The organism is candidate division WOR-3 bacterium (genome assembly GCA_039803545.1).
Lineage (GTDB): Bacteria > Hydrothermota > Hydrothermia > UBA1063 > UBA1063 > UBA1063.
The window spans coordinates 538,908-553,832 of record JBDRYS010000001.1 but is presented as its reverse complement, the minus strand read 5'-3'; the positions used below and the strand labels follow the sequence as shown (position 1 = coordinate 553,832).

Genomic DNA, 14,925 nt, shown 5'->3' with positions numbered 1-14,925 from the left:
TTCGAATCTGTGAATCTATAATTAATTTAAAAGGAGGTTTTCAATGGCGAAGAAATATGTATACTTTTTTGGTGGTGGAAAGGCTGAAGGCAACAAGGATATGAAGAATTTACTTGGCGGGAAGGGCGCCAATTTACACGAAATGACAAATATCGGCATACCTGTCCCTCCTGGATTCACAATTACTACTGAAGCATGCGTATATTATTTTAAAAATGGTTCTTTCCCACCAGGTCTTGAAGAGGAAGTTAAGGAGAATCTTAAAAAGTTAGAGAATTTAACCGGCAAGACCTTCGGTTCTATCGACAATCCATTACTGGTTTCCGTGAGATCTGGTGCCCGCACATCGATGCCAGGCATGATGGATACTATTCTAAACCTCGGTCTTAATGACCAGTCGGTCCAGGGGCTTGCGAAGAGGACCAATGATGAGCGTTTCGCCTATGATTCTTACCGTAGGTTTATCCAAATGTTTTCCGATGTGGTTTTGGGTGTGGATAGAAACCTATTTGAAGAGCGGCTAAGAGCTAAGAAGGCGGAGGTTGGTGTACGGGAAGATTTTGAGTTACAGGCAAAACATCTTAAAGAACTTGTTGAAGAGTTTAAGGACATAGTTAAGAAGGTCACGGGTAAGCCATTCCCTCAGGATCCTTATGAGCAGCTCTGGCTTGCCATTGAAGCGGTCTTTAAGTCTTGGAACAACAAGAGGGCTATTGAATACAGAAGACTTCATAAGATCCCCGATGATTGGGGTACTGCTTGCAATGTACAAACAATGGTCTTCGGAAATATGGGATTCGATTCAGCGACAGGTGTCGCCTTTACCAGAGACCCATCCACTGGTGAAAAGACCGTTTACGGCGAGTATCTTCCCAACGCTCAGGGTGAAGATGTAGTAGCGGGAATAAGAACTCCGAAGAAATTACAGCTTCTTGCTAACGAGATGCCAGAGGCGTATAAAGAGTTGCTCGAAATCTTTGATAGACTCGAAAAGCACTATAGAGACATGATGGACATTGAGTTTACCATCGAAAAAGGAAAAGTCTATATACTTCAAACGAGGGTGGGGAAGAGGAGTGCTCGTGCGGAAGTTAAGATCGCTGTTGACATGGTGAAGGAAGGATTAATTACGAAAGAAGAGGCAATTTTAAGAGTTGATCCCAGAAGAATTGAACAGCTGTTGCATCCGATGATTGATCCTAAGGCTGAGAAGGTTGTGCTTACCAAAGGACTTCCTGCTTCACCTGGCGCAGCCTGGGGTAAGGTAATTTTTGATTCTGATGAAGCTGCTGACCTTTCCGAGGCTGGGGAACCTGTTATTCTGGTCAGGGATGAGACTTCTCCCGATGATATTCGCGGAATGGCGAGGTCAAGAGGCATTCTCACCGCGAGGGGTGGAATGACATCCCATGCAGCGGTAGTGGCCCGTGGTATCGGAAAACCTTGTGTAGTGGGGGCAGAGGAAATCGAGGTTGACTATGAAAATAATCTGTTCAAGGTGAGAGATGTAGTTGTTAAAAAAGGTGACATAATAACCATTGATGGTTCAACTGGCGAGGTATTGTTAGGCAAAGTGCCCACGGTAGACCCTGAACTCTTCGAAGAATTTAATGAACTTCTTAAGTGGGCTGATGAGATCAGATGGATTGGCGTACGTGCCAACGCCGATACTCCTGCAGACGCTCAAAGGGCGAGAAAATTCGGAGCAGAGGGGATAGGCCTTTGCAGAACTGAGCATATGTTCTTTGAGGGCGAAAGAATCTATGCTATGCAGGAAATGATTCTGGCGAAGACTAAAGAAGAAAGAGAACGGGCTCTTGCCAAATTACTGCCTATGCAAAGAGAAGATTTCAAAGGCTTGTTTAAAGCTATGGACGGATTCCCGGTGACGATCCGCTTACTGGACCCACCACTCCACGAGTTTGTACCAAAGACAAGGGAGCAAATGGAGGAGCTTTCCAAGAGGACGGGGATCCCGGTAGAGGAAATTGCAGCGAAGTCTGAAGCTCTCCGTGAGGCTAACCCTATGCTGGGTCATAGAGGTTGCCGTTTGGGCATAGTTTACCCTGAAATAACAGAGATGCAGGCAAGGGCAATTTTTGAGGCGGCTTGTGAATGCATTAAAGAAGGAATAAAGGCGATACCAGAAATAATGGTCCCGATAGTCTCCATGAAAGAGGAGTTGGACAATCAAAAGGCGATTATTGATAGGGTTGCAGAAGAGGTGATGAAAGAGAAGGGCGTCGAAGTTGAATATACTGTTGGTACAATGATTGAGTTACCCAGAGCCTGTGTGACTGCTGATAAAATAGCACAGACAGCAGAATTTTTCTCCTTTGGAACCAATGACCTAACACAGACGACATACGGCTTTTCAAGAGACGATGTGGGTAAATTTGTACCGAAGTATATCGAGCTTGGCATTTTGAAGGATGATCCATTCCAGGTCCTTGATCAAGAAGGAGTCGGTGCGCTTGTGAAAATTGGTATCGAAAAGGGGAGATCCACAAGGCCAAATCTAAAAGTGGGTATCTGTGGTGAACATGGTGGCGAGCCATCTTCAGTGGAGTTCTGTCACAGAGTTGGAATGGATTATGTCTCCTGCTCGCCCTTCCGTGTACCCGTGGCCAGGCTTGCTGCTGCTCAGGCTGTTGTGAAAGAAAAAATGAAGAGACAGAGGTTACCACATTAAAAATACTAAAAAAGCTGGCGTAGCTCAATCGGCAGAGCAGCGCATTCGTAATGCGCAGGTTGGCGGTTCGAGTCCGCCCGCCAGCTTTTTTAATTAATTATGGAAAATAAAGCTTTGTTTTCAGTGTCTGGTCTAAGGGGTATAGTCGGTGAAAGTCTCACCGTTCCTCTCATAATAAAGTACACATCAGCCTTCGCAAAGCATAATGGCGGCAACCTATATTTTGTTGCCCAGGATACAAGACCCCATAGTTTTGCAATAAAACTTGCGGTAATTTCAACCTTGCTTTCGATGGGTAAAGAAGTCGTGGATCTTGGAGTGGTGCCTACTCCCACACTTTTACTCACAATCCGCGAGAAAAAAGCGGATGGCGGAATAATGATCACTGCCAGCCATAATCCGATTGAATGGAATGCCCTGAAATTTGTAAATAAAAATGGGCTTTTTATCTCAAAAGAAGATATCGATGAAGTTGAGAAGTTAGCGCAGGAAGAGCCTACATGGTCAAAGTTTGACGAATTTAAACCATTGAGGCAGAATGTGAATGCTATAAAGGACCATATAGAAAAAATCGTGGAAAGCCCTTTCATTAATGTGTCATTAATAAGGAAAAAGAAGTTTAAAGTTGCCTGTGATTGTATCAATGGTGCCGCTTATCAAGCTATACCGACTCTGCTCAAAGAACTTGGTTGTGAAGTTGTGTGCATTAATTGCGATGATTCTGGAGAATTTACAAGGAACCCAGAACCAAAGAAAGAGCATTTAACAGAGCTTGAGAATCTACTCTTTGAAAAAGATGCAGATGTTGCCTTTGCTACTGATCCCGATGGGGATAGGCTCTTAGTTGGTTTTAGAGATACGGGACTACTCTCTGAAGAGTACACCGTTCCATTGTGCGCTTATCAGATTTTAGGCAAAAAGAAAGGGGATATTGTAGTTAATCTTTCAACATCTATGATGATAGAACATGTGGCTGAAGCCTTCAAAGTGAAAGTCTACCGTACCGCTGTTGGGGAGGCTAATGTTGTTAATACGATGATGGAAAAAAACGCCATCATTGGGGGAGAAGGTAATGGTGGAGTCATCTTCCCATCTATAAATGCCTGCAGAGATTCTTTAACAGGAATAGCGATAATTCTTTCCCTCCTTGCGGAAAAGGACATTTATTCTGTTTATTCCTCTATACCTAAGTTTTGTATGAGAAAAAAGCAGGTAAAATTTGACTCAGAATTGCCAAAAGAGAAGTTTGAAAAAGCCTTTAAAGGTTTCAAGATAGACCTCACCGATGGAATTTATTTAAGGAAGAAAGATGCATGGGTTCATATCAGGAAATCCAATACCGAGCCGATTGTTAGGATTTATGCTGAATCTCCTACAGAGGAGGAAACTCTTTCTTTGATTGCCAAAGCAGAAGAAGTACTTTCTTCGTAGTTTTTTATTTTCCCTTGATTATGCGTGGTTTCCGTTGTAAAATTTAGAAGTATGGACGAAATTTTAAAAGTTCTAATAGCAATTCAGAATTTGGACAGTGAAATTGAAAAGTTGAGACACAAAAAAAATAGCCTTCCTAAGGAAATTCAGGAGCTGGAGAACGAAATTCGGAAACTGTCAGCGGAAAAGGAAAAGATAATAGCGAGTTTCAAAAAGGAAGAGATTAAACTGCGAGAGCTCGAAGTAGACCTGAAAGAGATTCAGGAAAAGATCAGGAATTTTCAGGAAAGATCGAGGCAGGTAAAGAGCAACGAGGAATACCGTGCAATGATCTCCCAAATTGAGCATGCGAACATGGAAAAGTTAAAAAAGGAAGAGGAAATAGTTGTACAAATGGAGTTGGTTGAAAAACTTCAAAGGGAGTTACCGGAGAAGACGAAATCTTTAGATGAAAAAAAGCAAGAATTGGAAAAAACCGCAAATATTTCCAAACAGCAATTGGCAGAAATAGAAGAGCAACTAAAATGGAATGAAGAAAAGAAGAAGGTGCTTCTTGAAAAATTACCAGACAAGGAAAGGCAATTGTATCTTAAACTACAGTCCCGTTTTGGAAGTTATGCGATTTGCAAGGTCGTTGAAAATGATGTGTCCAAATCTGAAAAAGACTATGTGTGTTCAGGATGTTACAGTGTATTGCCCCTTTCCTTTGTGCAAGAGTTAAAATCAAAACACACTTACTCCAGATGCCCAAATTGTGGGCGTATTATTTACTATCATGAGGAAATGTGAGCTTTACATTGATGGTTCCTCCAGAGGTAATCCCGGTGAGGCAGGGTGTGGATTCGTAATATACTCTGAAGGTAAGAAATTACTTGAGAAAAGCATCTATCTTGGTGTTAAGACAAATAACGAGGCTGAGTATTTTGGCTTGATTGAGGCTTTAAAAGCTGCAAGGGAAGTGGGGTGTGAGGAGATAATGGTTTATTCAGATTCAGAGCTTCTTGTAAATCAGATTAATGGTGTTTACAAGGTAAGGGCATTAAACCTAATACCATTAAGAGATGAAGCTTTAAGTTTGCTAAAATTTTTTAAAAAATGGCGGATAACCCATATAAATAGAGAGCAAAATTTTGAAACAGATTTTCTTGCAAAAAAGGTTTCCAAGGAGGGAAAGGATGGTAAAGAGTAAATTCAGAGTTCTTGATGAGTTAAAAGAAAGATACGGTTCAAGGTACTTAGTTATTCTGCTTGCCTCTAAAGTTGCTAAGGTAATATCGGATACCAAGCAAGAGAAAGAGGTTGCTGCGAGGCTCGGTATTAGTGACGAAGATGTTAAGCCCACGGTCCTGGCATTATATAGAATCCTCCGCGAAGGTGTAAAGTTTAGACTTGAACAAGAAAAAACAGCCGAAGAATAGGATAAACTAAGTGGCCAAGGTATTAGTTGGTCTGACTGGCAGTGTTTCAGTCTATAAGTCTATAAATGTCCTTCGTCTTCTTGAAAAAAGAGGGCATAGCGTTAAAGCGGTTTTAACTGAATCAGCGCAGAAATTTGTTAACCCTTTGCTTGTAAGTTCCACTATTAAAGGGGAAGTTTATACTGATGTTGATTTCTGGGGAAAAGGCAAGAGCATTCATATTGATCTTGCGAGATGGGCTGAGTTGATTGCGGTAGTGCCTTGTACTGCGAATACAATTTCTAAGATACGTTACGGAATAGCAGATAATTTATTGACTTCTACAATCCTTGCCTTTAAAGGGCCTTTGCTAATTGCCCCTGCTATGCACCAGGAGATGTGGTTAAATCCCGAAATTCAGAATTCTGTGGAATACCTCAAAGAGTTTAGGGGAGTTTTGGTTTCGGGTCCAGAAAGAGGAGTGTTGGCATCCGGAGAAACAGGTTGTGGCAGGCTTTTACGGGAGGAATTCATTGTTGAGGATATTGAAGCCGCTTTAAAAGGGTCTCCTTTAAAGAGTTATAAAATCCTTTTGTGTTATGGAAGGACTGAAGAACCAGTCGATGCCGTGAGGGTTATAACGAACAGGTCTTCAGGCTTGATGGGTTATTACATAGCAAAAGCGGTTAAAGAATATGGTGGGAAATTGATTCAAGTAGTGGGTGAAACTTCAGTACCCCCCTATGAAAGAGACGAGGTTGTAAGGGTAAAAACGGCAGAGGAAATGTTAAACTCCGTTGAAAAATATTTAGAACAGGCTGATGTTTTTATCATGGCGGCCGCGGTTTCCGACTATCGCTCAGAACATCAATATTCAGAGAAATTGAAAAAGGGTGAAAAATTAACAATTGAACTTGTGCCTACAAAGGATATTTTGAAAACAGTTGCACCTTTAAAACGGGAAGGGCAGATTTTTGTGGGGTTTGCCCTTGAGACTTCGAATCTTGAAAGTTACGCCAAGAAGAAGTTAGAGGAAAAGAATCTTGATATTATTGTTGGAAATTATGCGAGTGCGATGGGCTCAGAATTCTCCAGTGGTTTAGTTATTGATAAGAATGGGGGAATTGAAGAATTCTCGAATTTATCCAAAGAAGCCCTTGCGATAAAAATTGTTAAGAAGATCATCAAATTGGTAAAATGAAGGACCCACGGGTTATTATTTACAAGGAAGCTCTTGGATTTGACAGGGTTTGGCTTCCGGATTCCAATAAAAATTTAAAATTGTTCCTTTTGGAACAGCAAGCAAGTAAATGCAGGAAGTGCCCACTGTACCGTACACGGGATAAATTTGTGTTCGGATGGGGAAATCCATATTCTGGAATTATGGCTGTTGGAGAGGCTCCTGGGCCAGATGAAGACAAACTTGGAAAGCCTTTCGTAGGAAGGGCAGGGGAATTTTTAAACTATGCCCTTAAGGAGGCAGGTATTGACAGGGAGAGGGATATATACCTCGCAAACGTTTTAAAATGCATACCCGTTGAATTAGCAACGGGTTCAAATGGAAATCCTGTCGCGTTAGTTAATAATTATGGCAAAAAATCTTTTAGGGCTCCGAGCAATTCCGAGATTGAAGCCTGTTCTCAGTGGCTTGAGGCCCAAATTTCCATAATTAAACCCAAGTTCATACTCGCTATGGGAAACCCTTCTGTTAGGTACTTTCTGGGTAAGAATGTAAATGTCACAGCAGTTTTGGGTACACCCAGAAAAATAAGGGATGGGAGCATAACGGTATTTCCTGTCTTGCATCCGTCCTATATTATTCGTAAGAAAAGCCCTGATCTCGAGAAAATGTATATTGAGCAACTTAAAAAGTTTAAAGAATTGATCTCGGGGCTCATTCCAGATTGAGGTTTTCCGAGTTTTAAACCCTCTTTATCTTACTAAATTTTTCGGATTCTTAAAAGGTTTATTTATCGAGACTTTCAGCCATTCGAGATGAAATTCTTGACATAATCAACAGATGCCATTAGAATTTTGTTATACAAAAAGGAGGTTTAAAAGTGAAGGTCCTAAAATATGTGCTAACAGGTGTGGTTGCATTGGGTTTCATAGCAAACCCAATAGTCATCAATGCCGCTGAGTCTGAAGTACTTGCCAATGCTTGTAAGCAGGGTGAATTCGATGCCCATAGGGATGTCAATGGGACTTTGTGGTTGGCAATTGGTTTCTTTGGAGGTATTTTCGGCGTTGCAGCCGCTTATTTGATTGAGCCTACGCCTCCGGCATCGAGACTTTTGGGTAAGTCTCCAGAATACATCCAGGCATATACAGACTGTTATACAAGTGCGGCTAAAAGCATTCAGACCAAGAAAGCAATAACTGGCTGTGTAGTAAGTGGTTTAGTTGTAGTCGCTTGGGAAGTGCTCTGGTGGCTTGTTTGGGCCGGGTCTGCTTCCACTGCGTACTAAAACTCGAGTTTGCTTTACACAAAGGGGCCCGTAGGGCCCCTTTGTGTTTTAAAGAGACGTCATGTTTTTATCGGTTTTACTTTTTTAGTGATTCACGTTGATACCTTTATCGTATTTGATTTTACCCATATTTTGAAAGACCAGGTAAAATCAGATACAGCTCGCGGCCAAATTTATAAAGGCGACACTCTTTTCTACATCAGCGTTGAGTATCCTTTAAAACAAGTAATTTATTTTTCCACTGATACAATGATCGTAAATTACCCGGAATCAAAGCGAGCTTTCAAGGTGAAATCAGGTATTACTTTTAAATTCCAGACTCCAGGAGGCCCTTTAGGAAAAACTGGCTCCAATCTTAAGAAAGCCGGCTTTATGTTTTTAAAAAGGGAAAGAAATGGTAACCGGAAAAGTGAGATCTGGATTCATCCGAAAACCAAATTGAAGCTAATTTACACCTTTGAAGGGGAACACTTACTTGAAATGGCTTCTCTTTCAGAGAAGGGGGACACTTTGATTAAGGTGAGTTATGGTGATTATCAAAGGATCAAAGATAAAGACCTGCCAATGATGATGAAGATTACGTCTCCAGACTATCAGGAAATTTACAAACTCTCTAACCCAAGGTTTGTACCCTTTACCGATTCACTGAGGTCTTATCTTGAGGTGGGTAAAGACACAAAGGTAGAATGCAAAGGTTTTGAGAAATGAAAGAATTGCTGCTTTTTCTCACACTCTTAACCTTTGATATTCCTGAGATCTTGCAAAATAGAGCCGATAGTGTTTTAAAATCGGAATACTCGTTGTATTCGAATCCTCTAAAGTTTCTAATCTTAAAGTCAATACGAATTTATCAGGGCACCGTTTCAAAGGTTCAGGGAGATGTTTGTAATTTTATTCCATCTTGCTCCCATTACGGCTATGAGGCAATAAGGAAACACGATATTATCAAAGGGTTACTTATGGCTTCCGACAGGGTTCAGAGGTGCCACGGCTTTGCCATCTTGTATTATCCGGACTACTATGGCTTAAAGGAAGATTCAATAAGAGGGGCCAAGGCTTTTGACCCGGTGAAATGATAGCGCTTCTTTTATTAATTTTTGGACAATCTATTGAGTTTGCAAAGCATTTGGAGGAAGAGGGAGACCTTTTCAGGGCTATTTACGAATATAAAAGAGTCTATTTTGAAATAAAGGATTCAACCTTAAGAGATTCAGCGGCTACTAAAATTGCCTATTTATCCCTTAAGATTGGATCTTTTAACGATGCCCTTTTATATGCTGAACGCATCTCTGAAAAGGATCCATTAAAAAGGATAAAATTAGGCTTTCCCAATTTGTATCTTGGTAACTATAAAATTGCAGAAAATTACTGGCAGGATAACGACACCCTCCTAACCTGGTTATATTTAAAAAGTGGACAGCTTGATAAAGCAAAGTTGTTGTTTCCCAACATTTCTGTTAATAGGAAATCCCCTTTTCTTGGGGGCTTTCTGTCTGTCGTAGTGCCTGGTGCTGGCAAGATTTACGCTGGAAGGGTTTTTGACGGGATTGTTTCACTCATTGTAAATGCCTCCACTGGCTATTCTGCCTATAGGGCTTATAGAAATGGCAGAGGTCTTGAATTTTACCTATATTCGAGCTTGTTTTTGATCTTTTACCTCGGGGATGTATATGGTTCCTATGTGGCAGTTAATGAGTATAACAGTGTAAGCCTTGAAAAGACGGTTAAGGATTTTGAAGTCAGGTTCAATGTATGGAAATACTGGTTTTAATTTCTCTCCTCTCTTTAAACATCGGTGATTCGCTATTTAAGGAAGGTGATTTTTTCAACGCAATAACGGAATACAAGAGGGAACTGTATTTTGCATCTTCAGATTCGAATTTACTTCTTAGAAAGATGGCACTTTGTTATGTAAAAAGAGGGCTTTTTGAGGAAGCGGCAAGCTATTATTCTGATATTCTCTACGAAAACCCTTCTACTGAGGTACAAAGGCTCTTTGCTTTGTGCTTAATAAAAATGAAAAAGTACAGCGAAGCTCGAGAATTGCTTGCAGGTTTAAAAGATAGCTTAGCGATGACCCTGCTAACTATATCTGAAGGATTAAATGGGAATTATTTTGATGCTTTTCGGTCTCTTGACTCTTTTGGCATTAATTATCCTAAATATATGAGCCTAAATAAATTAAAGACTGCCTCGATGATTTTACCAGGTTCAGGCCTTTTATTTCTTGGGGATGTCCCGCTATTTCTCGGAACCCTCACTTTGAGCACCCTCGGAGCCTATGTAGTTTATTATTATTTGAAAAAGGGACTTGTATACGAAGCCCTTTTTTCAGGCTATCCCATTATTGAAAGATTTTACAGGGGCGGAATAAGAAACACTAAGGTTAAATACCGACTTTATTACGATAAATTTTTCAAATCTCTTTTAAGGCAAGTGGAATCTCAACTTATTAAAGAGGAAGAAGCCCAACTTTTCAGCCAATAGTCAAAACAGCAGAGCCGTCTATCTTTGAGTGTTTTACATCTTGCAGTGCCTTATTAGCCAGTTCCAATGGGTAAGTGGTTACTACAGGCCTTATTGGAATTTCAACGGCGAGTTTTATTGTTTCTTCTACATCTTCCCTTGTGCTATTTGCCGTAGATTTTAGGGTTCTTTCTTCATACAGAAGGCTGTAGGGAAAGGATGGGATATCGGTCATATGGATGCCTGCACTTACAACTGCGCCACCTTTGTCAACATATTTCAAGCTTTCAACTAATGTATCTCCAACAGGCGCGAAAACAATTATTCCGTCAAGTTTCTCTGTTAAAGCATCACCCAACTTTCCTGCCCACTTTGCGCCCATTTCCAGAGCTTTTCTTCTATGGGTCTCCGATCTCGAGAATACGTAAACTTCCATATTTTTGTAGAGAGCTATTTGTAGAACGATATGAGCAGAAGAGCCAAAGCCCACAAGCCCCAGTTTTTGACCTTCTTTTACATTAGTTAGTTTTAATGCCCTGTAGCCGATTACTCCACCGCATAGGATGGGAGCGAAGCTTGTAATATCGACAGTATCTGGGATTTTATAAATGGCGGTCTTTTTAGCGACCATATATTCTGCATAACCACCGTTTACGTGGAATCCTGTGAAGAGGATGTTTTTACAGAGGTTGCTGAGGCCCTTTTTACAGTATTTGCACTGGCCGCAGTTGTAGTGAAGCCAGGGAACTCCAACGAGGTCGCCTTTTTTGAAGCCTTCCACTTTTTCTCCGATCTCTTCTATTTTTCCAATTACTTGATGACCTGGAATGAGAGGGTATCTTGGAGGCACAATGTCCCCTTCTACGATGTGCAAATCGGTGTGACATACACCACAAACTAATACCTTTATAAGGACTTCATCTTCCCGAGGTTCTGGGATTTCCAGTTCTTTCAAAACTAAAGGGCTTTTCTCTATATAGTCAGGCTTCTCTAAAACCATTGCCTTCATAAAAGATTTGCCCCTCCTGTTAATTCTCTCAAAATCCACCGTTTTCTAAACATACCCTTTGAGAAGTTAAAAGATGCTGGCTCCATTGTGATAAAAAGGTATGGAACAGGTTCTCCAAATTTCTTTAAAAGTCCCGTTCTTAATGCCACTTTGAAATTTCCGTTCAATATGCTCATAAGGTGATCGAGGGTTAGAAGCATACCCCTTCCAGAGGTGCTATCCGTAGATACATTAACCAGTTCCAGGGTCAAAAAGTTTCTCTCATAAAAGAAGTGGATAATCGCATCATTGCCCCAGTTTATCCTTACAAGGGGTAATGTCATTTTGAGGTCTTCGACGTGTTCTATTTTTTTCGAGTAATGGCAGTAATTTACTCCAAGTTCCCCTGAAATTAGAAGGGTCCGAGCTACCGGTAGTCGAGTGGAGTGGTAATAAGAAGTGGTGAACTTTTTGTTTTCGTATTGCAGGCCAAAAGAATAGGTTTGATGTATATCCGGGTATATTTTTCCCAACAATACTGTCGAAAAACTGCCTCGGGCCGACCAGGGAAATAGTTCTCCATAAAGGTTTATTTGCCTCCAGTAGCCATAATTTCGCACATATAGTATATGCCCTATACCAAGGCCTATGTTATTTCGAATTCCCGAGATAGAGAAGGAGATACTTGTTGCAGGTATGCCGTTGTAGTAAGAGGTAAAAATGCTTTTTCTTAGTTCTCTGAAATTCGCCAATGCTGAGTATTCTAAGAGATTAAGAGGCGAGTGCCCCTGGAATTGAATGCCTTCAATGGATATTTTAGCATTGTACAGGTTCTGCGGATATTCAGAACTAATGTTTATCACCGGTAAAATGAGATCAGGGTAAAGAATTTCTTTGAGATAACTCAGGTTAGTAGTTTTTTCTATAGTGGTAACGAATTCAGTTTGCGTTGATCTCTCGGCGTTTTTAGGGGTTATTTCAAAATCGGTGAAATCCTTTATTGATGCTGTTTTTATATATTCTCCATCGATGTCAACCGTAACATAGTAGACCGTTTGAGAATCGAGGGCAGGGTAATAGGCAAGAATGGGTTCATCAAAGATCTTCAATCTATGGTTTTCCGTGTCAAAGGTGAATAGGCTCCATTTTCCGTCATAATTACCAGGGAATATGAATTCCTTTCCCTTCCTTTCGAAATATCCAATTTGAAATGGTAGGCTGACAACTTTTTCTACCCTTCCCTCCGAAAGTCTGTATATTTGATTACCTTCTAATTCCTTTTGGGCTAAGAAATAGAAATCCTCGCCCTCACGCTTAACCTGCTGAATCTTTAAGTCTTTGAATTCCGCTATTTTTTCTTTAGTTCCATCCTTGTATTTCCATAGAGAGGAGCCTTCAGTTTCATCAATCACATAGAAAATGGTGTCATTAGAAACATCAAAGGCCCTTATTCTACCGCTTAAAAGATATTTGGGCTTTCCTGAGCCGTCAACTTTTACTATGGCATTGGTAAATTGGAGGCCATAAAAAGAAATGTTTGAGTTCCCCTTTTTTACATCAGAAATTCCAAGGTATATGGAGGTTCCGGATACTACAGGTGGTAGCGAAATGTCACCGGTGTAAATTTTCTCAATTTTTACATATTTAGGGTCAAAGACGCATAGGACCGATTCGTAGTAAGTGTCATTCCAGGAAAGCCTCTTGTAATTTGTTTTAACATAGTAAATTTTCCCGTTAAAGTTTCTGAGGTACTTGATGTAATATCCCCGATCCACATAAAATCTAAGTGGAAGAAAATATTTTTTGTGGAATCTTAAATCTTTCTGCCATTCCCTCCAAATAGAGCTCAGTGGCTTTTTAAAGGTTAAAAGTGCGGGAACATCAATTAGGGGGACAGTAAAAGGCATCCTTCCAATGGTTGTATAGTATTCTTTTAGCTTTTGTTCGCCATATTTCTTCGCAATAAATTCCGTGAATTCTGAGCCCATCAAGTAAACAATTTCGCCCTTTGGGTAATCCACCGGGTCATGGTTGAGATAAACGCCTTGTCTCAATTTGTTTCTCGCATTTAGTATCTTTAAATAAGCGTCAAAATAACCTTCATTAAGCCTACCATCATCAGGCTCGAGGTTAGACTCGTTGTAAACTGCAATCCCTTCATGCATATATCCTGGCAAAAACAGCATATTGGGTAAATATATTTTCCCAAAAATGAGCCTCAGAAGGCTTGCAGGAAAACCTATATTAGAGAGTTGGGCATGGTGTGTGTATTCGTGCACTGATACCGTTCTCCACCAGGATTTCATTGTTCCAAAGTGAAAGTCAGGCTCTGGCGTGTGGTTAAAAATTGAGATGGTCTTAGATGTGGGATCGGAATAGCCGTTGGACATTGTACCCATATCCTCTATGAAAATGTAAGGTTTTGGAGGATTTCCTCCGGTAATATTTAGAATTTGATCTCTGTTTTGTTCCAGATAGTTGCAGATTTTAACTGCGTTTGTAGAATCTTCACGGTAGTACACAATGAAATTCTTGCTCTTTAAGGCGTTAACAAAAAGGTAATTAGTTACGAACAATATTAACAGCATTTTTTGAGCCCCTTTTAGTATGAAGATATTCCTGAAGAAGCACCCCTGAAATTATGAGGACAAGCCCTATGATTGTTGATGTATAAATTTTCTCCTTTAGAACTAATGAAATGAACAGTAACGAAAGAAAGGGGGCAAAATAGATAAGATTGCTTACCCTTGCTGTGTCTTTGATGGTGCTCAAGGCTTTAAGCCACAGCAAAAAGGTGATCCCCATCTCAAAGAGTCCAACATATATTCCCCCAAGTAAGGCAGTGGTCGAGCTTATTTTAACGGGCCTTAAGATAAGTGTAAAGATCAACAGGTAGAGATCGCCGAACAAGAAGTTATAAAAGAGTTTTGTTTCTGTTTCCCTTTTATCGGTCATATTTAGAAGCCAGTAAAGTGCCCATATAACTGTACTCAATAGAGCTAAGATAACTCCCAATGGGTTTTTAAAGGAGAGGTTTTTTACGTTACCCTGGGTTATTGTTATGAAGGCACCAGAAAAACTTAAAAAGAGAGCAATTAGCTTTACGGGGGTCAAAGGCTTTTTTAAAAGTACAGAGCTCAAAATAGTTAAAACTATTGGCCATAAATAATTGAGGACGAGGGCCTCTTGAGCCTTTAGCAAACTATAAGCGGTAAAGAGGACGATATAATAGAGGAAAGGGTTTAGAAAGCCGAGGATTAGGGATTTTGTATTTCTTCCAAAGTTTTTGACCTGATCGGTGAACTTGTTCGTAACTGTAAGCCATATTAGATAAACTATTAAAGATGTAGAGGAAGAAAGGACAAGCAAACCAAACTGGTTTGTATACCTTAGGGTAAGCTTAAAAGCGGTTGCTTGTGTCGACCATAAGAGAACAGAAAGTATAGCATAGATCATTTATATGAAAGTTAATACTTAAGTTTT

15 protein-coding genes and 1 tRNA gene are annotated in these 14,925 nt (G+C 40.3%); 13 read left to right on the top strand and 3 right to left on the bottom strand.

Going from position 1 to position 14,925, the window contains the following annotated elements; translation table 11 throughout:
* Window positions 1-43: 43 nt before the first annotated feature.
* The 13 genes from ppdK (at window position 44) to ABIM45_02440 (ending at window position 10,475) form a co-directional block, all read left to right on the top strand.
* Window positions 44-2,692, top strand: a complete 2,649-nt coding sequence (ppdK, locus tag ABIM45_02500; protein ID MEO0238781.1) for a pyruvate, phosphate dikinase — start codon at window positions 44-46, stop codon at window positions 2,690-2,692.
* 13 nt (window positions 2,693-2,705) lie between these two features.
* A tRNA-Thr gene (locus ABIM45_02495) sits at window positions 2,706-2,778 on the top strand.
* Between the two features lie 13 nt (window positions 2,779-2,791).
* A complete protein-coding gene (gene glmM, locus ABIM45_02490) occupies window positions 2,792-4,123 on the top strand; it encodes a phosphoglucosamine mutase (protein ID MEO0238780.1) in 1,332 nt (443 codons plus the stop codon).
* Window positions 4,124-4,174: 51 nt separating this feature from the next.
* Window positions 4,175-4,912, top strand: a complete 738-nt coding sequence (locus ABIM45_02485) for a C4-type zinc ribbon domain-containing protein (GenBank protein MEO0238779.1) — start codon at window positions 4,175-4,177, stop codon at window positions 4,910-4,912.
* Complete coding sequence (locus ABIM45_02480; protein ID MEO0238778.1) at window positions 4,899-5,312, top strand: ribonuclease HI family protein; 414 nt, start codon at window positions 4,899-4,901, stop codon at window positions 5,310-5,312. The genes ABIM45_02485 and ABIM45_02480 overlap by 14 nt, the downstream gene beginning before the upstream one ends.
* A complete protein-coding gene (locus ABIM45_02475) occupies window positions 5,299-5,541 on the top strand; it encodes a DNA-directed RNA polymerase subunit omega (protein MEO0238777.1) in 243 nt (80 codons plus the stop codon). Before ABIM45_02480 ends, ABIM45_02475 begins: the two co-directional genes overlap by 14 nt.
* Window positions 5,542-5,551: 10 nt before the next feature.
* The gene (coaBC, locus tag ABIM45_02470) at window positions 5,552-6,721 is read left to right on the top strand and encodes a bifunctional phosphopantothenoylcysteine decarboxylase/phosphopantothenate--cysteine ligase CoaBC (protein MEO0238776.1); all 1,170 of its coding nucleotides are present in this window, start codon (window positions 5,552-5,554) and stop codon (window positions 6,719-6,721) included.
* A complete protein-coding gene (locus tag ABIM45_02465) occupies window positions 6,718-7,428 on the top strand; it encodes a uracil-DNA glycosylase (GenBank protein ID MEO0238775.1) in 711 nt (236 codons plus the stop codon). The genes coaBC and ABIM45_02465 overlap by 4 nt, the downstream gene beginning before the upstream one ends.
* 152 nt (window positions 7,429-7,580) lie before the next feature.
* Complete coding sequence (locus ABIM45_02460) at window positions 7,581-7,988, top strand: hypothetical protein (protein MEO0238774.1); 408 nt, start codon at window positions 7,581-7,583, stop codon at window positions 7,986-7,988.
* Between the two features lie 9 nt (window positions 7,989-7,997).
* Window positions 7,998-8,696, top strand: coding sequence for a hypothetical protein (locus ABIM45_02455; GenBank protein MEO0238773.1), 699 nt, complete (start codon window positions 7,998-8,000; stop codon window positions 8,694-8,696).
* A complete protein-coding gene (gene yidD, locus ABIM45_02450) occupies window positions 8,693-9,064 on the top strand; it encodes a membrane protein insertion efficiency factor YidD (protein MEO0238772.1) in 372 nt (123 codons plus the stop codon). The genes ABIM45_02455 and yidD overlap by 4 nt, the downstream gene beginning before the upstream one ends.
* A complete protein-coding gene (locus tag ABIM45_02445) occupies window positions 9,061-9,759 on the top strand; it encodes a hypothetical protein (protein ID MEO0238771.1) in 699 nt (232 codons plus the stop codon). Before yidD ends, ABIM45_02445 begins: the two co-directional genes overlap by 4 nt.
* A complete protein-coding gene (locus ABIM45_02440) occupies window positions 9,741-10,475 on the top strand; it encodes a CDC27 family protein (GenBank protein MEO0238770.1) in 735 nt (244 codons plus the stop codon). The genes ABIM45_02445 and ABIM45_02440 overlap by 19 nt, the downstream gene beginning before the upstream one ends.
* On the opposite strand, the gene ABIM45_02435 is transcribed toward ABIM45_02440, so the two are convergent.
* Genes ABIM45_02435 through ABIM45_02425 form a run of 3 tightly spaced genes read right to left on the bottom strand, consistent with a single transcriptional unit; the run spans window position 10,465 to window position 14,898 of the window.
* Complete coding sequence (locus ABIM45_02435; protein MEO0238769.1) at window positions 10,465-11,463, bottom strand: zinc-dependent alcohol dehydrogenase family protein; 999 nt, start codon at window positions 11,461-11,463, stop codon at window positions 10,465-10,467. The genes ABIM45_02440 and ABIM45_02435 overlap by 11 nt on opposite strands.
* The gene (locus ABIM45_02430; GenBank protein ID MEO0238768.1) at window positions 11,460-14,030 is read right to left on the bottom strand and encodes a hypothetical protein; all 2,571 of its coding nucleotides are present in this window, start codon (window positions 14,028-14,030) and stop codon (window positions 11,460-11,462) included. Before ABIM45_02430 ends, ABIM45_02435 begins: the two co-directional genes overlap by 4 nt.
* Entirely contained in the window at window positions 14,005-14,898 is an 894-nt protein-coding gene (locus ABIM45_02425) for a DMT family transporter (protein ID MEO0238767.1), read from the bottom strand. The genes ABIM45_02430 and ABIM45_02425 overlap by 26 nt, the downstream gene beginning before the upstream one ends.
* Window positions 14,899-14,925: the final 27 nt, after the last annotated feature.